The sequence below is a fragment of the Lysinibacillus sp. CNPSo 3705 genome (genome assembly GCF_028674935.1).
Classification (GTDB): Bacteria; Bacillota; Bacilli; order Bacillales_A; family Planococcaceae; genus Lysinibacillus.
This window is the reverse complement of the sequence record NZ_JAQZSD010000021.1, coordinates 14113-34396: the sequence shown is the minus strand read 5'-3', so window position 1 is coordinate 34396 and position 20284 is coordinate 14113. Positions and strand designations below refer to the sequence as shown.

Below are 20284 nucleotides of genomic sequence, written 5' to 3'. Positions count from 1 at the left end.
TATCAATCATAACCAAAGTATAGCAAACGAACAGAGATTAAGCTATTCTTCTTTAGTAGTAAGTACCATTGATAGTAGTAAACATAAAAAGAAAATAGTAGCTCCAAAACCATAAGCAGTAGCATATCCCCCAGCATATTCTATAAGCCATCCTGAAAGTCCAGGCCCAACCATTTGACCGATAGCGTAAAAGATGGAAATAAAGCCGATCGCTGGCGCCACATATTTTGCCGATACCTCTTGACTCGCCTTCATTTGAATGAGCACAAGGACACCTCCAAGAGACGAACCCCATATAATAGCAGACACGATAAACCCAATTACATTAGGAATTAACATCGGAAAGGTATCTCCGATAATTGACAAAAACAACGCTCCCATTAATGCTTTTTTCACACCTATCTTATCCGCTAGCATTCCCCATATTGGGGCACCGCCAATTGAAACGATTCCTGCAACAGCATAAATGGAGCCCGCCACTGCATTCGAAATCCCAATGTCCTTCATATAGCTCGTTTGATATAAATTCGGAATAAGATATACGAGTCCAACAGCAAAATAAACTCCAGCTATAAGGTATAGTTCTTTACTTCTCCAGGCTTTAGTTTTTTCTTGTACAGTACCATTTTCTGACGTCGATTGTGGTGTCTTTATCACTAAAAATGCAACTAACACGACTATAATTGTGATTACCGTAAATACTAACCATACTCCTCGCCAGCCAAGCTCAGGAAAATGTCGAAGCATAAAGGGTACAAGTACTCCAGACAAGAGCATTCCTACTCCCGCACCACTCATTAGCAATCCCATCACTGCCCCTCTTCTCTTTGGGAAAGAGCTAACTGCTATTGATAATAGAGGTGTATAGACAAGGGCACTACCAGCACCAGCCAAAAATAAAGGTATAGCCGCCCACCAAAAGTTCGTTACAAATATAAGACCTCCAAAACCTGCAATAACAAAGCATCCGCCTACCAACAGCACATTTTTCGCCCCAATCTGTAACGTAAGCATCCCAGACAGACCTACTGTAAGTAAATAACCTAAAAAAAGCACCGTACCTAATAAACCTGACTGTGTTGTAGTTAATGACAGCCCTTCCTGCATAAAAGGTAATACAATTCCGTAAGCCATACGAGCAAATCCCGTAGTTGTAACGATTAATAGCATTCCTGTTATAACAAATGCCCAAAAATTTTTCATTTTTATTCCCCTTTCATTATTAATGCCTATAACTCTTAAAATAAAAAACTTTTCACTATGTTGATCTATGATCCTCTTTTCGTCTTTTCTATTTTTAGGAATATAGTTATCTTAATTTTTTTAGTTCTACTACTCTACCGATTGACGGATAATAAGGCGGTATAACGGATTTTATTTTCTTTTAAACGTAAAAAAGACACCTCATAGATTTTGAGATGTCTTAGAAAATTGCACATTTAAAGAGAAGCTTGCCGAAACAAAAAACAAAATGCTTATTAAATATATATACATAACGACCCTACCGCTAAATTTTTAGTCGATAGGGTTTTTCCATCACTAAAAGATTGAAGAATAACGATCTTCTATAAGGTTGATGATCTTCTATAAGGTTGATGATCTTCTATAAGGTTGATGATCTTCTATAAGGTTGATGTGGGTAACTATCAGTAAGTAAAAACTTCTTATACTATATAAATTTTATATGTAAAAAAACTAGAGAACCTTACACAAGAATTCTCTAGCTTTGATTCCTCGTGAACGAATGTTAGCCATTTTAATAGGATTTGTCATGTTGGGCGTCGTTGTAACATTATCTGTTTCATGGGTTCTTTCTAAAACAGCTTTAAAGGGTGTTCCAACCCATTACACTTTAGAGCTTCCACCATTCCGAAAACCAAAGTTCTGGGATACAATTTTATGAGCAAGTATTGATAAAGCATGGAATGTATTAAAAAGAGCAGTTATCGTTGCAGCGCCTGCCTCTATTTTGACTTGGTATTCGCCAATATTTACGTTGGTGATACAAGTATTCTAATGCATTTTGTTAAGTCACGCTCTTGGTATGGATGGCTTTATTATGGCTGCGTTTATTCTTGGGCTGCCAGCCAATGAAATTGTGATCCCTATCCTGATCATGGCGTATTTATCTCAAGGAGCTATGCTAGAAATTGAGGATTTATCGAAGCTAAAACAAGTATTCATCGACCAAGGCTGGACTTGGCTAACAGCTTTAAATATGATGTTATTCTCACTTCTACACTTCCCTTGCGGAACGACTTTAGTCAATATTTATAAAGAAACAAAAAGTGCAAAGTTGACATTTATGTCATTTTTAATTCCAACTGTTATTGCCATTGGTGTGACGTGGCTAACAGCTACAGTTGCTCGCGCATTTGGTTGGGTTTGATGATGGAGGGGCTGTTTAGAAGCCCCTCCTTTTAGCGCTTCAGCAAATAGACCGCAATGAAGCGCGGAGTGATGGAAAGGACACTATTTTAATCTTGCTCAACTAGATAAAAATAAGAAGAAACTCTTCAACTAAAAATGTTGAAGGTTTCTTCTTTATTATTCTTTATTTTGTTATTTTATCCTGAACTTTATACATATTACCGTATTTGTCTACTATTACAATTACAATATAATCTCCTTCAATAAACGATGCTGTTGGATGTGTAATAAGTTGTTCAGTACGTCCTTGCGAAAGCTTAGTATTACCGTTACCTTCAATTAAACTTTGAACAGCTCCTGGTGTTTTAGGTACGACTACCTCTAACATTGACACAGCATCTATCTTATCCTGAGAGAGTGTTTTACTGTACATTTTATAATAGTAGGAAGCAGCTTCTCCCTCTTGAACAGAAGGATCTTCAAATACAAAGTCAAATGTTGCTACAATATTTTTACTTCTATCCGTTGAAATAGGTGGTTGTAATTTCGCACTTTCAATATTTGTTTCAAGCGTTCTATAGATGTGTGAAGCTGTTGGCTTACCGTCATTGAATAAATGACCTTTATTAATGGCACTTCCTATATCTGTAATATTAGAGTCTACAGTTAAAGCAAAGCTTTTTTCAACTGGATTAGTAAATGTTAGTATTAGTTTTCTTGGATCCCAAGTATTTTTGGTATCTGAGCCTTCTTCCCATGCCCATGTGTACGATGGTAATGTGGCAGTAGTACCATCTAAATTTGTAAGTTTAAAGAATGGTACATTATTACCTATAATTCCACCTTGATTACTAGGATCACCAACTGCTTCCGAAAATGTTACTTCAAATGTTTTTCCATCAATTCGTTTAAAAATAGGGTCTTCAACACGCGGCTTCGTACCGTCTGAGAAAAAGTCCTGACCAATTTTACCCTTACTACTTGTAATATTGCCATCACTATCGTAAGTCAGCTCTTTCAGAAGTGTTTTATTTCCAAAATTATCCGAAACACCTACATAAATTACATAATCCTTATGTCTCTGTAGGTCCTTAAAATTAATAGTATTTTCCCCTACACGCATAGTTGTCCCTTTTGTTGCAAAAATTTCTTCTTCAGTTGGGACAGGGTTTAATATCGATGGATCAGTATCACTATATTTTTTTCTTATTATATAATAATAAGCCCCATCTTCATTTGAAGAAAATTTAAAAGATCCACTTGTGTCCCCTTCATTCATTTTTAATGCAGTGTCACTGATATATGGAGCTGTTTTATCACCGATTAACTCTAACGATTTTACTAGAGAGATATTTCCTGATCGATCTCGAAGGACCATATAAACACTATAGCTCTCAAATGGACTTAAAGAGGCAGCTGGAGGGAACGGAACAGTAATTTGCTGATCACCTAAACTTGCCGGATTATCTCCTTTAGACCCTTTTATATCAACCTTTTCGCCGTCAACCTCTAAAAAAGATGCTTCATCTTGAATGGCATTAATTAATAGTCTTCCATCAATTTTTTTCGTATCAATACCTGATTTCATAATAACATAGTGATATGTTCCTGCTCTCGATGCATTAAAATTAACTACTGCACGAGTTTTTTCAGAGTTTAATATTGGCTTACCTATAAAATTAAGTACAGGTTCACCAGTATTTCGATAAACGTATTCCGCACTATTTCGGGGTTTTTCTATATTTGATGGTAAATTTGTATTATTTTCGAATTCGTTTCCTGCTAAATCTTTCACACCAGGTAGAACTGTTACAATTAAGTTATCCCCATTTACAAATCCTGTATTAGAAGGAATTTTTAAAGTTACTCTTGAACCTGTGCTAGTTTTTTCGTATTTAGCGGTTTCCGGTTTTACAATTTTAGGTTGACCTTCGATACTAACAATTACGGTACCACTTAGGTTATAGTTGTTTACATCTTCAGCTGTTGCTTTATCTAATTCTTCGTTAAAGTCTATATAGAATTCGTTCGAATATTCACTAGTACGTTTTAACTCTTTACTAATTAAATATGGCGGCTCATTATCTAATTTGAGTGTCCAAAACGTCTTAGATACAGCGGGATCTTTTGAATAATTACCTGAATCATCCTTCATCACTACATAAAGTTGATACTCTGTTTCAGCCTCTAAACCTGTTAGAATTTCAGTAATTCCAAGTTTCCCTGCAACTGCCTTACCCTTACCTGTTGGTTTAGCAACAATATCTGCTGTTGTTGGATCAGCAGCAGTAGTCTTTTTACGTACGTAGTAGTAATAGTCTCCTGGTTCACTCGCTGTAAATGTAAACTCTGCACGTGTACCACCCTGTAGAGGTGTAACTGTTAAAGATTTAACAGTTGGCGGTGTTCCATCTTTCATTTGGAATGATTGTGATTTAATATCCGAAACATTTTTTGCTCCGTCAACAACCATCACATAAACGACATATTCTTTTTTCTCACCTAAATTAGTGATTTTAATAGTGTTTTTGCCATTCACCGCTGCGCCTGTTCCATTTGCCGCATTGTCAGTAGAAATACGATTCACCATTTCTTTTTTCGTTGGAACTTCAGCGCCTTTTTCACGAACAATATAGTAGTAAGTTCCAACTTTATCTGAAGTAAAGTCGACCTGAACATCACTACCATTTAGAACTGCTACATTTGTAATGTCGATTAAAGGTTTTGTTTTATCAGCTGGCTTTTGATTATCAATATCGTCTTTATCGACTGGTTTACCGTCTGGATCTGTAATAGTGCCGATATTATCTTTATCCTCTAGGAAGTCGTCGAAAATATTATTCGGTGACTCGTCCTTCGGTATAATAACTTTGTCAACATACGTGTAATCGCCAAGATCCACCCAACCATAAACATTATCAACGTACAAAATCCCTACGCGACCGTCTATATAAAGCTCTAAATCAGTAAAGCTATTGTAATTTACCCTGTCGATATTACCAGTTCCGTAAATTGTTATCTTCGTTTCTGTATCAAGGTTTAGTGTGCCAATATTTCCTTGAATCTCAAATTCACGGACATCCCTGATGATGTCTATACGTGGTAGCTTCATATTTGTTTCGATTTTTGTACCACTTTGAGAGACAACTAGGCGTGATACAGTGCTGTTATAAAATTCGATATGTTTTTCAACATTTTTCATCGTCACTTTATCTTTAGACCAGTTCACAAATGGCTTGTTTTTATCAGGATTCTTGTCAGAATTCTGATCTGTCCAATTTTGAAGATCTGTTGTTGGACCGTTATTGGATGAGGACGAGCCTTCATCAGTTGGATTATCTGGATTAGACCAGTTGATAAATGCCGTATTTGTGCTTGCTATAGTAGGGCCCAGCCGTAATGGCTTATAGTAGGAAACGCCTAATTGTAAAGGTGGACGTACCGTTTCATTAACAAACATTGTGCCAGTCAATGTAACATTTGAAAATTCAATATAGTTCCCATTGACAACGATTGTCGCACCAAAAGAACCATGATTACCATCAAACTCTAGAAATCTTGAGCTTGTCCCACTAGCGTTCAATGTTAGCTTCGACACAGAGCGAATGGTTTTGCCTGACAGATCCCCTTCAATAAGTGCACCTTTTAATACCGCGGCGTTATCTTCGTTAAAAATATGCGAGAAACTTGTCGGTACTGTGTAAGGCTCACCATTTATGTAGATCTGTTCGTCTTCAACACCTGTAATTTTGAAAGATGTGGCATTGCCCCTTTGCTCTTGTGAACGCACAATAAAGGATGCAATTTGTCCACGTGTTACCGCATTATATGGTGAGAAAGTGACAGGTGTTGTCCCTTCTGTAATCTTTAAATCTACTAAAGTTTGAATATAGATAGCGTTGCTTGTTTGGCTAGTTACATCTTTGAAACTATTATTGTAATTAGATGCTACCTCAAATTTAAAGCCAAGCACTAAAATTTTCGCTAGTTGCCCACGCGTAATCACTTCATTAGGCATAAATGTTCCATTTGAATACCCAGCCATGATTCCTGCATTTTGTAATGCGGCTATATACTTGTAGTATTCACTGCTTTTTGGAACATCTTTAAAATATGGATCTTGTACATTATTTAAATCTAAGTTTAAAACAGTTGCCAGCATTTTTGCTGCTTGACCACGTGTTACATTTTGATCTGGTCGAAAGGTTTTATCTGCATACCCACTTATCGCACCTTGAGAGTATAATTTTAAAATATTATCGTAATGGCTTGAATACTGGTCAATATCCGTGAATGGTGAATTAGCCGCAGCGGACGCTTTTTGTGGTGGTGGCACTACAACAGCAACCCCACTAGTAGCAAAAACAGTTGCTATAAGTGCTTTATTCACTTTTTGGACTTTTGTTTTATCCATTCCACTCTTCCTTTCATCTATGTATTTGATACGTTCAAAATATCATTTTCATCATACCCTTTATATCGACAGGTATATAGTGAACCTTCATAGATAAACCTAAATTAATGGAAGAAAAACGTTAACAAAATACAGAAATAAATATACGGAAGTTCACCATCATAACGTGAGGTTGATCTCCGTTCCGACTGGGCGCTTTCCTGGGGGGCGTCCGATGAGCCGCTTCGCTTCGCTGCAGGGTCTCATCTGTGACGCTAATCCCCAAGGAGTCGCCCAGTCTCCACTCCAATCAACTTATACAATGGCATACGTTTTGTACCAACTTATGTGATGAATCAAAAAACTATTTGGACACTGACACTCTAAGCTATCCAAATTGCACTACTCACCAATCACTTATCTTTTCTCGATTCCTTTCCCTTAATCCAATAAAAAAAGCCAAGGAGCATCGGTGCTTACTTGGCTTTAACGATATATAGGCGTACATCTAGTCGCTTGCGATGTCATAAGGGAAAGGGGGATAACCTTACATCTTGTCAAGTCGATCGAGAGATGTGTCCCGAGTTTACGTATCATTTGGTCATATGGGAAATGACTTAAAAGTAGCTTGCCCAAATAATCGTTCCATTAATCATGTACCCCAAAAATTAGAAATGTATGCTTATTTTAAAACTTTTTTTATTTATTTTTTGGCTCTGCTACCATGACTCGATTTCGTCCAGCTTGTTTTGCAAGATACAGCGCATCATCTGCTGCTTCAATCAACTTTTCTGTCGTGTCAGCCATATGTGGATACACTGCAACACCCGCTGATAATGTAACTGGGCGACCACAAGGACTTGTAGTATGTGCCAATATATTGCGGAGTTGTTCAGCAACCTGTGCCGCTTTCTTAGCAGTAGTTGTTGGCAATAACATCACAAATTCCTCACCGCCGTAGCGACAGCAAACATCTCCTTCACGAGCAACCGTTTTCATATTCCGAGCCAAAAATTGTAAAACTTTATCACCTACGGCATGACCATACGTATCATTAACACTTTTAAAATGATCTAAATCTAGCAAAATGAGGGCATGTGGCAAATCGTTCTCAAGCCACTCAGCTAGCATCGCATCCATTGTGCGACGATTAGTTACACCTGTTAACGGATCTGTTGTAGATTGATCTTTAAAATAGGACACCTGTCCCTGTAAAAATGTTAAACTCCGAATGAGTGCACTTTTTAAAAAGTGCGCTTCAAAGTACCAACTACGTACAGATTTCAAACCTTCTACATTTTTCGATTTCATACTCTCCTCTGTTAAAGCAGCCAATTGCTGTAAGGGTTTAGCTATACGTGCTGCCATCCAAAGAACTATAAAAATCGAAATTAGCATAAGCGGAATGGATTTTATAGCTACATCTTGTACTCTATCAAACGAAGGAGCCAACGCTACCTTTAACGGTCTTTGAGCAACTACTCCCCAGCCTGTTAAAGGTACGGTGCTATAACCAGCAAGCATCTCTACTCCTTTAGTATTTGTTACTTGCTGAGCCCCACTGTTCCTAGAAACCACTGCTTGAACAACTTCATTATCAATAGCGATATCATTGATCCGACTTGGGTCCTGATGATAGATAACGCGCCCATCTGAATCAACTACGTACACATATGAACCATCATGATAATAATGCTCTCCGAGTAATTCATTAAAAACATTTCGTTCCTTTAAATAAATTGTCCCAGCTACCATTCCTAAATATTCATTTGTCTCTGAAAATATAGGATACGAGATAAAAATAAGGAGACGCCCTGTAATCCCCTTATAAGGCTTTGAGACAAGAGGTTCCCTTTTAGATAAAGCCTCTTTCGCTCCAACTGAAGTTAATACTTTACCTTGTACCTCCTCAGATGGTGGTGAAATAGATAATACATGACCTTTTGCATTTGTGATAAGAACAGAGTTAAACATGTTATTTTGCTCTTTCAAACGCTCGGTTTCCTGAATTAATGCATTGCTATCATGCATTTTCGTCTTTATCGCACTCGCGCTATACTTTAAAATTTGGAAAGATTCTTCAAGATAGGAACTTGCGGTTGTTGCTAATTTCTGTGCATATACTCGATTCGTTTCAAGCGAATTTTCTTTAATCGAAGCAACATTCATACGGTAACCGCTCCAAACGCTACCAATGCCTGTTAAGAAAAAAGCTGCCATGGCAACACCCATGATTAAATACTTTAACTTTATTTGTTTTGATTTCATTTTCTATTATTTACCCCTAGTTTATAATTTCTTCTATTATTCTATTTAAGCACAAAAAATTCCTTATTAAGAAATTTCCCGTATTGAGAGCAAAGTATTTGTGAAAAACAGTACTTTTGAAGTCCCTTTTTTACAAAAGCTTATTATAAAAATTCGAGGTGAAAATTTACCTTGTATATAAGGGGCACACGAGTGAAGCGGCTCATCGAACCCCCTTAGGAAGCTTTGCTCTGTGCGAAAGGGCAGCGGCAGCGATAAAGCGCTCAGCCGGAACGGAAATCACTCTAACACTTTGATGGTTAGCCATATAGTAGGCAATGTTCCAGGATTTTAGCATCGTTAATATGACAAAAATATAGTATTTTATATCTATAGAACTTTTATTATTTTGATAGATTTTCATTTTAAATTTATTATTAGAAGAGGGTTAAAAATATGTTGTTACGTAAAGTAGCTCCAATTATGGTTGGTTTTAGTATGGCTTTATGGACGAATACTGCTCTCAATTCGAATAAGTCAGCTCGTACAAAAATAACAAATACACAAAACACCTTGTCACTATCCAGCTTTCAAAGTGAATATAAAATGAAATGGCATCGTGTAGAGATGGACTACTCCCAATATTCCCTCGTAGGAAGGCATAATTCCAAAGTGGTCGGAGGCTATGAAACACGCGCTGGGCATAGCGTATTTGGTATTCCTATCGGTGCTAATCGAATAGATGTGACTAGAATATACGGTCTTCCACTTAGAGCTATTCACTATCAAAGCACAAGCTATTTGCTCGATTACAATGATTGTGACGGTAATACTACACACGGGACCTATTTGATCGATGGTCATTATGTTACTTTTTACTATGATGTACACAAAAACAATATTGTTCGTTCTATTATTTGGATTAATGCCAAAACCGAATTTAATAAACGTGGTTATTATGGTAAGCCTTCCGATGAACTACGAATAGGCCTTGAAGATTTAATGGTTGAACTTATTAACCATGAGCGGGTTTTAGAAGGTTTGCAACCACTCATTTATGACAAAAGTTGCAATCCTATCGCTCGGCAGCATAGTAGCAATATGATCACACACCAATTCTTTAGTCATGAAGATCATAATGGTAATCATTCCAATGATCGCCTCAATGCTGGTAGAGTTCATCACTATTGGTATGGCGAAAATATAGCACAAGGTCAGCCCAATAGTATATTCGCCCATGAAGCACTGATGAATTCAAAAGGACATCGTAAAAATATTTTAAGAAAAGAATTTACACATATTTTTGTTGGTATTTGCTTCAAAGATAACGGTGCGCCCTATTATACAATTAACTTTTATTCTAAGTAATTTAATAGTTACGTTGATGGCGGATGACCAATATACACAAAAATCTCTATGCAGGAATCTATTGCATAGAGATTTTTTAAACCTTATCGCAGTGTAAAATTTATTAAAACATATGATTTTATAAGTGATTGGTTTGGATTTATTATAGAGATAACATACATTCTGAATTTTTTCACTTTTATTGTTATTCTGACATATGATTTTTCCACTAGATATTTTATAATAAAATTTAACATAGTCAAGCCATCAATTCTTTTGTTATAATACTGATAATTTATCACCACGCTGTATTAATACAGAGGTGATGCATGCTTTTCACAAAATGGGGATTATGAGAAAAGCGCTACAATGCATTCTTGAATACAGTGTAGCCTACACAAAAAGGGGTTGGGAGATTTGGGTATTTTAAAGGGGTTAAAAATTCTCGATTTTTCTGCATTACTACCGGGACCAATGGCAACAATGATATTTGCTGATCTTGGCGCTGAGGTTATTCACGTTGAATCATCAAAGCGCGTAGATTTAACACGTATTATGCCTCCTTACGACGATGATCATGAGGCGTATATTCATCAACATTTGAATCGTTCTAAAAAGTCATTAACATTAAATTTAAAATCACCTGAAGCTATAGAAATTGTTAAGTCACTCGTAAAAGAGTACGACATCATTATCGAAGGATTTCGACCTGGTGTCATGCAGCGACTTGGCATCGGCTATGAGGCTCTAAAAGAAGTAAACCCTAAGGTTATTTATTGCGCTATTACAGGCTATGGACAAACTGGACCATATAGCAATCGGCCAGGACATGACAATAACTATTTATCATTAGCGGGCATACTTGATTATTCACGTCATAAAGATAAAAAACCTGTCTCAATGGGTATTCAGCTTGCTGATTTAGCTGGGGGCACGATGCATTCAGCAATCGGAGTACTCGCAGCTGCTTTACATCGTGAAAAAACAGGTGAAGGGCAATATATTGATATAAGTATGACCGATGCTGTATTTTCACTCAATGCTATGTATGGATCTGCCTTTATTGGCGGCGGTCGTATACCTCAGCCTGAGCAAGAAATTTTAAATGGTGGTAGCTACTATGACTTTTACAAAACAAAGGATGGCCGATTTTTCTCGGTAGGAAGTCTTGAACCTCAATTCCGCAGATTACTCTGTGAAGCGCTTGATATTCCTGAGCTCATTGATAATACGTTTAATGATTCATACTATACACAAATTCGTTTTAAAGAAGCTGTCCATGATGCGTTTTTATCGAAGACTTACGAAGAATGGCTTGAAGTATTTAACGAGGATTTCGAGGGATGTGTCGAACCAGTATTAACTTTCCCAGAAGCATGCGAGCATCCTCAGCTTAAGGCTCGTGATATGATTGTTGATATTCCAAAAAGCGATGGTACTACGCAAAAACAAATTGCATCTGCTTTTAAGTTTGACGGTTATAAGCCTCAGTACAAGCATGTCGGTGCTAAGCTTGGAGAGCATAATGAAGAAGTGTTGTCTTCACTTGGCTATAGTGTCGAGCAAATTGCTGACTTAAAAGACAAAGGAGTTTTAGAATAATATCGTTAGCCAACTACACGAAATAAAAAAAGGTGTCTACTGTTGCAAAAAACACATAGACACTTTTTTGTATTTCTAAATCAATTATGCCTCGGCAAGATGTTAATAACTCAGTCGTATATTGTTGCTGTCGCTTCGCTTTCGCACAGAAAAAACCGTGTTGCTGTCGCTTCGCTTTCGCACAGATAAATTGCCAAAGGACGTCCGTTCTTGGACGAAGTTCCTCTATAGATTTCTTTTGTGCCGATAGCTTAGACAGGTATGGATGTTTGTACACCCGCTGAAATAAGTTAAACATATGCGCTAATAAAGACTCGTAGCTTTTCAAAATGGTCATCAATAAGTAAATATTTTTTATAAATTTCCATTAATTTTTCAAACAGCTCATACTGTTCCGTCACAAATAAAACTTTTAAAATATTGAGCATATGCAAAGATGCGCTCAGTGCTACCAAATAGCAAGGTGTATCTAGCTGACGATAATATCGACGCCATTCTTCCACAGACAAGCCAATATGCTGTAATGAATTATTCACATGGAGAGCAATATCCTGTTGAACTGATGCCTCAATCGCAATAAATTGCTCATTACTATAGTTACCCTGTACTAAAGAGGCATGTATTTTTTTATTGGATGCTAGTACATGTTCCTTTAAAAGCAGGAGCCCCTCTTGATAACGCCCCATTTTCACATAATGATCAAGCAATACTGCGTACAAGTTTTCTAAAAAATTAAGTTCATAATTTTTAATAATGGCCGGAGGTGTTGGCTTACGATTCGGCAATAAGTCCTTATATTCCAACAAAATCTCTATTGCGTAATTATTAAGTCGTTCATCTTCTAATAAATACTCTCCGTAGTGAATAACAGTTTCAGATTTCTGCTCATGATGTGCTATATGAAACAGTAGATACGCAATCAGAACTTTTTCTTTCTCTGTCAGTGCATACATCGAATAACGCCAATCCGCTTCAAAGGAAGTAATTAGCGCTTTAACACAACGATAATCCCCTTTCGATAAACGATAATGCGTTACAATTTGGTAAAGATGTAACTGTTTTTTAGCCAAGCATGTAGAATTTCGGTTATCCACATAAGTTATACACTTATCAAGAGTTTCTCTATAATTATTCACAAAGTTATCCACATGTACACAAGTTTTTCTTGTGGATTGCTCAACATGACCCATCATTTCATGGATAAATGTGAATTGTTCTAATGGTTTGTGGATAAATAGTGAATAAACTTTTTTTATGAAAAGCCAATGCCAAAATTGGGCTTCTTCTTTATAAATCATATGCACAAAATATTCATTGTCAAATTTATATAAAAATATAGTTTGTAGTTCGTTAACTGGCATTGTAATTTGCATTCGCTTCCCGAAAATTAGCCAAATTAATCGCTCTAAGTCCATTGTATGCTGTGCAAAAAGCTGCTCAAAAAAGGTCTCCTTGCCTTTTTGCGTATAAAAAAAGGCATTGAGACGTTCATTAACAAATTTAGTATCTAAACCATGGTTATTAAAAAAAGTTTTCATATCTGCCGTTACACGACCCCAATATTTTCGTGCAGTTGAAAACGCAATATTCATCGCTGTTTCCTCATTCACTAAAAATAAACTAGGTGAAAGTGCAGTACCTAGAATTTTCGGGTCTGCTGGTGAATCAATCTCTGCTTCTACCCATTTTGAAAGTAACTTTTCAGCACCCTTTTCACCACTTTGTTTATAGGTCATGAATAACTGCTCATCACAATCCAACAACATGCAAATGGAGCCCCCCATCAAATTCAACCAACAAAGATCTTCCCCTATCATGTAAAATACTTGCCTAAAAGTTTAATCACTCTTTCTTCAATATAACAAATCTTATCCAACATATGCTAAAGAAATCGTGATATGGATAAAAGAAATGACAGCAAAAGTATTCGTGTAATATCGACAACTTTAACTACAACGCATAAAAAAAGCCATCTAAAGGTCAAATACCTCATAGATGGGGAAAGATGATTTGCTGTTTAAAAGATGAGCGGCAAATGAGCTCATTGGACAATCACTCATAAGTTGGTAGCCCATTCGTATTGTCACAAATAGCTCATTGCCTACGCCAGCTCAAAGCTAACGCCATAGTACGCACAACTTAAAAAGCTATGCATCATTCACCAATACAAACGAGAAAAAGCACTCTCACAGCAGTAGACGAGCGACCAACAAAATAGTTACAAAAAACATCCGTCAAATTTTTTGAGGGATGTTTTTCTGCCCCGAAAGCGTAGCGGCAGGGGCAAAAGGTTTTCTAATCCGTCAATTTGACGGATTTTTTTCTGCATCGAAAGCGCAGCGGCAGATGCAAAAAGCTCTTTACGTCAAATTTTTTGAGGGATGTTTTTCTGCCCCGAAAGCGTAGCGGCAGGGGCAAAAGGTTTTCTAATCCGTCATTTTTGACGGATTTTTTCTGCATCGAAAGCGCAGCGGCAGATGCAAAAAGCTCTTTACGTCAAATTTTTTGAGGGATGTTTTTCTGCCCCGAAAGCGCAGCGGCAGATGCAATGTTTAGCTTTGGAACAAGACATTTTTCCGCCACTTCCTTAAATTTTTTTACCAAAATAAAGGATACTTCCGCGTTTCTCGCAGATTATTTATCACAAGACCAAAGAATACGATAATGAGTGCACCAATAAGAACGGGCATTACTAGATAGCTCCAGCCATAGCCTCCTAAAATAATAATAATTGGATTCGCTCCTGCTGGCGGATGAATGATTCCTAATAAGGCCATAAAAAAAAAATGGTTAAACTTACGCCAAGGCTAATTGAGACTATGCTCGTCCCTAACAACGAATACATGGTCAAGCCGACAAAGGCCGAAATCAAATGACCTCCTATAATATTTCGAGGTTGTGACAACGGCGCATTCCAAACGACAAATACAAGTACACAGCTCCCACCAAGTGACCCCATTAACCATGGGGTACCTGTATAGTTCGTCAACCAAAGCAAGGCGGAAATACATATTAATCCACCGATTGCACCTGTTATTGCATCGGCAAAATTTGTTCGTGAAGGAGCATGTCCCCCACCTTTCATCTTGAATATGTATGTTTTAATAGAATTTGATTTTTCTCCCTTGTCCTGTAAACGTACGAAATCTGCCATGAGTCACCTTTCTTTCTATTCATAATTCTATAAAACCGTATCATTTTTTGTATATTCTAAGCTTGTTCTATTAAACAACTACTTAAAAGAGTCCAATTTACAAATGTAATATTTTGTAAATCATTTAAAGTATGTCTTTCACCATATTTTTTAGCATTATAATCTATTAGAAAGAAAAAGCAAACTATGAAATTTTCTAGTTTGCTTTCTTTTTGGACTTCATTTTATGCATTTAATCATATTGTTTTTTCACTGGTTTATAAATTTTTGCTTTTTTTAGTACTGTTTTAGGTACTTGGAAAGTTGCTGTTACAACTCCTGGATGACGACCAATTTCAATCGATCCTGTAATCGTCGCTCGATTCATAACCTCTGGCTCGCTCATCTCAAAAAGCCTTGCAGCACGGCTGATCGCATTCGTTGTTGCTTCATTTAATGATGTGCCTGAGCCAACAATTGATACTGGGAATGCTTCCTCCACTTGCTTAACGCCAAATTCCTCTGCAAGTTCACGTGCACGACGTTTTTCTTCCTTTGTAAAAGGTTTAGCCGTATAAGGTAAATCCTCTATATTTGGCAATAAAATAGGACCATCCAAAGCTACCTTTTTCAATACACTTACCTGAAGCTGAACAATACCAGCAACATCCGTTGTATGTCCCGCAATTTCACCGTCCCCTTGCATTGCGTGCATATCACCAATATACACACCGCCACCAGGAACCTTTACTGGACAAATAATTGTTGCCCCCTCACGAACACGGCTTATATCCATATGTCCATCTGTACGATGTGTATCTAATTCAGTCTGCGTAAATGCATATTCATGTGGCGCACCGATTAAAAAAGAACCAAAATCACCAGCATTATGGGAATCGGGCATCGCCTTTGAAGGTGTCGTTCCAAGCTGCCCTAAAAAAGGTCGCATTCTTGCCATAACACCAATCAAATCACTTGGCGCTAACGCAACCACAGGATTTTGCGCAGAATTTTCAGGTGTACGCATATAATTTTTAGCATCAAGTGCAATACGACGAGCGCCTTCTCGCCCAACAGTCACACCAATATTGCCTTTATGATCTAACGCCATAGTATAGCCATGCGTCATGTTAAAAGGTGATGTTTCTGTATCACATGTCGAACAGCGAATGGCCTGTCGACCTATTCCTTTGACAACTGTATTAGGATGTAGCTTACCACAGCCGGGACACTTTACTGATACGAATGGATCCCCAATGAATCGGTCTAAAATCGCCTCATCATGCCCAGATGCCGTTGCTACTGATGTTACCTGTATTGATTTAATCTTGATAACAATGGCGTCTCCTACCTCTGCCCCTTCTACAAATACAGGCTTCGTTACTTCATGCCCACCGCGGATCGTTGGTGTTAGCATCGGCCCCCAACAGCCTGGTGTCGTATTAGCAATAATTGTTCCACCGTCTTTGACAGGTCCAAGCATATTTTGTTTTGGATCTAAAATACCATCTATGAACTTATTTACGAATAACGTTTCGACAGCTTGCGGCTGCTGTACAAGATCTTCACTTTGTATTCCTTCTTTTTCTAGCATTTGCAATTCGCTTGTCATTTTTTCGTCACGCTCCTAGTTCTAATTTTATGTATATACTTAAGTTAAAAATGCTCTCCACAAAACGTAGAGAGCTATATTTTTAATTGTTCATGTATAAATCAAATATGTGTGAGAAATCACCTTTCTTGTATTTTTCTTTATGGTCAATCATCCAATTATTCGCAAAACATGTAATCTCCTCAAATGATGCAGATGGTGAGACATTGTCATTGCCGATATGAATATCAATTGATAATGGTTTATTGTCGATTGTAAATTTAATTTCGACATTAAGGTCAATAGTTCCTGCTGTTTCGAGGAATACATTACTAATATTGTGCATTAGGTAGTCGTAACGACGCAGTAAACGCTTTTTGCTCATCGCGCACTCACCGTTTACATGGATAATCGCACGATTTGTAAAGCAATAATCATCTGCGTCCGTCATCATAGCCCTCTCGAGTGATAACTACCCGAAATCTGAAAGTCCGAGCGCGTCTGCTGCTATTTTTTTAAAACATTGTTTCCATCTTAATGATTGACACTCTTATTACGCTTTTACATCTGTAAACGTGTCAAAAAGCCTTAGTACTCTTACTAGTACTGACCTTTTCTGGGATGGTTTTAAAAAGTTATGAAAAAGCTCCTGCGATCAATGACACGCAGGAGCTAGAACGTATTCTAATGTAAAGCTGTTTTTATATGAATATTGCCTAAAAATGTTTTAAAATCATTGAAATCAATCCGTAAAGCATTCCAATAATCGGTATCAACGCCCACCATTGTGTTATCGGAAGTTTATTATCTGTATTTTGAATGATAATCTCTTTTCGGAAATCTTTGTTACCTTTAACCAATTCATCTAGCGAAATATTATATAGCTCACTTAATGAAATGAGATTATCTAAATCCGGATAACAATTACCGTTTTCCCATTTTGAAACAGATTGTCTAGAAACATTTAATTTTTGAGCAATGTCTTCTTGTGAAAAACTGTGCTCTTCTCTTTTATTTTTTAAATTCTGAGATAAATTCATAGATCATTCCGCCTATCATTTTTGATACCTTAACTTTACTAAAAATCCCAACATTAATCGAGAACTCATTGGTTACTTTTTCCGCAACCTAAAGTTGCATCGTTGATTTTAAAGGCTTTTCTACAAAGTTCTAGAAACCTGTACGTGTTTAAAAATAAACTTTTCAGCTGAGTATGTAAATCATTATTTCCCCATTTATAGGTAACTAATTGGTCTTGATATTTCTTAATTCAAATAATGAATAATGTCTCAATTCCTTTTTTAAGCAAGTTTCATTTATAATGAGTCACATAACGAGAAATTTTCAATCGGTAACTTTTATTGCAAAATAATAAGGGATTGCTTATCGTGCTATCATTTACTTATTCTGCTATTCTTAAAATTCTAATGACGATTGACCATATAAAGAAGAAAGGACGTGTGAACAATGCAAGAACCAACAATTCTAGTAGTGGACGATGAGGCAGATTTAGCAAAGCTTCTAAAAGTCAGCCTGCAAAAAGAAGGGTATAAGCAAATTCATACAGCTGGCTCCATTCAAGAAGCTTGGACGAGCTTTCAACAGACTCAGCCCGATATTGTACTTCTTGACGTGATGCTTCCTGATGGTGAGGGCTACGATTTATGTCGACGTATTCGAGAAGTGTCGCATGTGCCGGTGCTTTTCATGTCAGCCAAAAACGAGGAAATTGATAAAATTTTAGGACTTGCTATCGGAGGGGACGATTATATTACGAAACCTTTTAGTCCTAAAGAGGTCGCCTATCGTGTGAAAGCACAGCTTCGCAGAGCTGGTTATCAAACGCAGGAAGCAGTGCCAGTAACTTCAGCGAAATCGATTCAAGTTGGTCCATTCTTGCTTAATGGAGATGAAACGGAGGTACATAAGGACGGTGTTTTATTGGAGCTAACAGCGAAAGAGATCGGCTTGATGACTTGCTTTATGAACAATCCTAATCGAATTTTAAGTAAAGAAACTCTGTTTGAGCGTGTGTGGGGAGAGGACTTTTTCGGCTCAGACAATACCGTAATGGTGCATATCCGACGTCTGCGTGAAAAGGTTGAAAATGACGCATCAAAACCTAGGTATATTACAACTGTAAAAGGGCTTGGCTATAAATTTGTCGTTCCAAAAGAGGAGCAAGTATGAAATGGAAATTAACAGCTAGATTTCTGCTGTCTGTACTGTCTATTGTTATTATTGTTATTTTCCTGAATACAGCCATTTTAATTGGTTTCATTTTCCAACAGGTAAATAAATACGATAAAACAACTACGTATTCAGAGGAAAACTTCGTGCGCGAGTTCCAACAGTATATTGATATAAGTAATGGAACGGTAGCGGTAAGCAAGGATGGACTTCAACAATTGCATCAGCGAAATGCTTGGATTCAATTACTTGATAATAATGGACAGGTCATTGAAGCCCATTTTGCTCCAAAGAAAGCTCCTGCACACTATGCGCCGATTGATTTAATTCAAGTTTATAAATATAAAGAATTCGACGTAGATACAACCGTATATGTGGGAAGTAAAGAAAGTATCAGTTATCTTATCGGCATCGAAGGAAGTGGCGTTACTAGATATGTCACTCATTTTTCTGGTTCTTCCGTATTACAGTTTATTGGTAAGTTTGGTTTGCTCATTGTCCTTGCTGATTTATTAGTAGCTACGCTCGTTGGCTGGCTTTTCGGTCGAACGTTGACCAAGCCCCTACACGCAATGATTGAACGTATTCGTCATTTAAAAAATCATGAGCATGTTTCTAGTAAAATGCCAGGTGGTGTGTACAAACCTGTTTTCGAGAATTTAAATGAAGTATCAAAAGAGCTTGCCGCACACGAGCAGGAACGTAAAAGATTAGAAATGATGCGTGAGGAATGGATCAGCAATGTTTCCCACGATATGAAAACACCTCTTGCTTCGATTCGTGGATATGCGGAGCTACTGAATGATGGAAAATTGACTGCTGATGAACAAAGAGACTACGCTCACATTATCGAAAAACAATCATTGCATATGCAAGATTTACTCGATGATTTAAATTTAACTATGCGCTTAAGACATCAGCAGCTTCCGCTCAGCTTAACCGAAGTAAATATGGTGCAATTTATTCGTGAAATCGTTATAGATACACTCAATACCCCTCAATATGAGGAAGCCAGTATTGAGTTTAATGCAACGAACGATGTCATCAAGCATCACATTGACGAGCACTTTATGCGACGAGCGATAATGAATTTTTTACACAATGCATTGCTTCATAATCCTTCTGATGTATCAGTTACTATTCTTGTTGAAGATCATTCAATTACGATTTCCGATAACGGTAACGGCATTTCCGCCGAAGATCTTGAACATATTTTTGAACGCTATTATCGAGGGACAAATACTGAGCAGACACATGGTACTGGGTTAGGTACTGCTATTGCTAGAGATATTATTGAAGCGCACGGAGGAACTGTAATAATTACCTCTGAAGAACAACAAGGTACAACTGTTAGCATTCAATTACAAGAAGAACAAAAGGAGTAGCCCGACACAGGGACTACTCCTTCTTC

At 37.3% G+C, this 20284-nt stretch carries 11 protein-coding genes and 3 pseudogenes; 5 read left to right on the top strand and 9 right to left on the bottom strand.

Annotation, left to right across the window (positions count from 1 at the left end):
- Positions 1-42 precede the first annotated feature (42 nt).
- Positions 43-1209, bottom strand: coding sequence for an MFS transporter (locus tag PVA17_RS11205; protein ID WP_337993611.1), 1167 nt, complete (start codon positions 1207-1209; stop codon positions 43-45).
- Between the two features lie 544 nt (positions 1210-1753).
- On the opposite strand from PVA17_RS11205, the pseudogene PVA17_RS11200 reads away from it, so the two are divergent.
- Positions 1754-2389 (top strand): annotated as a pseudogene (locus PVA17_RS11200) (nucleoside recognition domain-containing protein); the annotation flags it as partial.
- Positions 2390-2554: 165 nt separating this feature from the next.
- On the opposite strand, the gene PVA17_RS11195 reads toward PVA17_RS11200, so the two are convergent.
- Positions 2555-6784: an S-layer homology domain-containing protein gene (locus tag PVA17_RS11195; protein ID WP_274067720.1), complete on the bottom strand. Its 4230-nt coding sequence runs from the start codon at positions 6782-6784 to the stop codon at positions 2555-2557.
- A 678-nt stretch (positions 6785-7462) separates the two neighbouring features.
- The gene (locus PVA17_RS11190; protein WP_274067719.1) at positions 7463-9031 is read right to left on the bottom strand and encodes a sensor domain-containing diguanylate cyclase; all 1569 of its coding nucleotides are present in this window, start codon (positions 9029-9031) and stop codon (positions 7463-7465) included.
- Positions 9032-9466: 435 nt separating this feature from the next.
- Between PVA17_RS11190 and PVA17_RS11185 the strand changes: the two genes are divergently transcribed.
- Together PVA17_RS11185 and PVA17_RS11180 are read left to right on the top strand one after the other, a co-directional pair.
- On the top strand, positions 9467-10378 hold the full coding sequence (locus PVA17_RS11185; RefSeq protein ID WP_274067718.1) for a CAP domain-containing protein: 912 nt from the start codon (positions 9467-9469) through the stop codon (positions 10376-10378).
- Between the two features lie 396 nt (positions 10379-10774).
- Positions 10775-11959, top strand: coding sequence for a CaiB/BaiF CoA transferase family protein (locus tag PVA17_RS11180; protein WP_132363549.1), 1185 nt, complete (start codon positions 10775-10777; stop codon positions 11957-11959).
- A gap of 13 nt (positions 11960-11972) precedes the next feature.
- Here the strand turns inward: PVA17_RS11180 and PVA17_RS11175 are convergent, their stop codons facing one another.
- The 6 genes and pseudogenes from PVA17_RS11175 to PVA17_RS11150 all read right to left on the bottom strand — a co-directional run bounded on the left by PVA17_RS11175 (position 11973) and on the right by PVA17_RS11150 (position 17723).
- Positions 11973-12257: a hypothetical protein gene (locus tag PVA17_RS11175; protein ID WP_274067717.1), complete on the bottom strand. Its 285-nt coding sequence runs from the start codon at positions 12255-12257 to the stop codon at positions 11973-11975.
- Positions 12250-13725 carry a hypothetical protein gene (locus PVA17_RS11170; protein ID WP_132363551.1) on the bottom strand — a complete coding sequence of 492 codons (1476 nt, stop codon included), beginning with the start codon at positions 13723-13725 and terminating at the stop codon, positions 12250-12252. Before PVA17_RS11170 ends, PVA17_RS11175 begins: the two co-directional genes overlap by 8 nt.
- An 831-nt stretch (positions 13726-14556) precedes the next feature.
- Positions 14557-15113, bottom strand: a pseudogene (locus tag PVA17_RS11165) (HPP family protein).
- A gap of 232 nt (positions 15114-15345) precedes the next feature.
- Positions 15346-16704: an acetamidase/formamidase family protein gene (locus tag PVA17_RS11160; RefSeq protein WP_274067716.1), complete on the bottom strand. Its 1359-nt coding sequence runs from the start codon at positions 16702-16704 to the stop codon at positions 15346-15348.
- 82 nt (positions 16705-16786) lie between these two features.
- A pseudogene (locus tag PVA17_RS11155) lies at positions 16787-17194 on the bottom strand (PH domain-containing protein).
- 205 nt (positions 17195-17399) lie between these two features.
- Positions 17400-17723, bottom strand: a complete 324-nt coding sequence (locus PVA17_RS11150; RefSeq protein ID WP_274067715.1) for a helix-turn-helix domain-containing protein — start codon at positions 17721-17723, stop codon at positions 17400-17402.
- A 427-nt stretch (positions 17724-18150) separates the two neighbouring features.
- Between PVA17_RS11150 and PVA17_RS11145 the strand changes: the two genes are divergently transcribed.
- Positions 18151-18873, top strand: coding sequence for a response regulator transcription factor (locus PVA17_RS11145; protein ID WP_132363557.1), 723 nt, complete (start codon positions 18151-18153; stop codon positions 18871-18873).
- A complete protein-coding gene (locus tag PVA17_RS11140) occupies positions 18870-20258 on the top strand; it encodes a sensor histidine kinase (RefSeq protein ID WP_132363559.1) in 1389 nt (462 codons plus the stop codon). The genes PVA17_RS11145 and PVA17_RS11140 overlap by 4 nt, the downstream gene beginning before the upstream one ends.
- Positions 20259-20284: the final 26 nt, after the last annotated feature.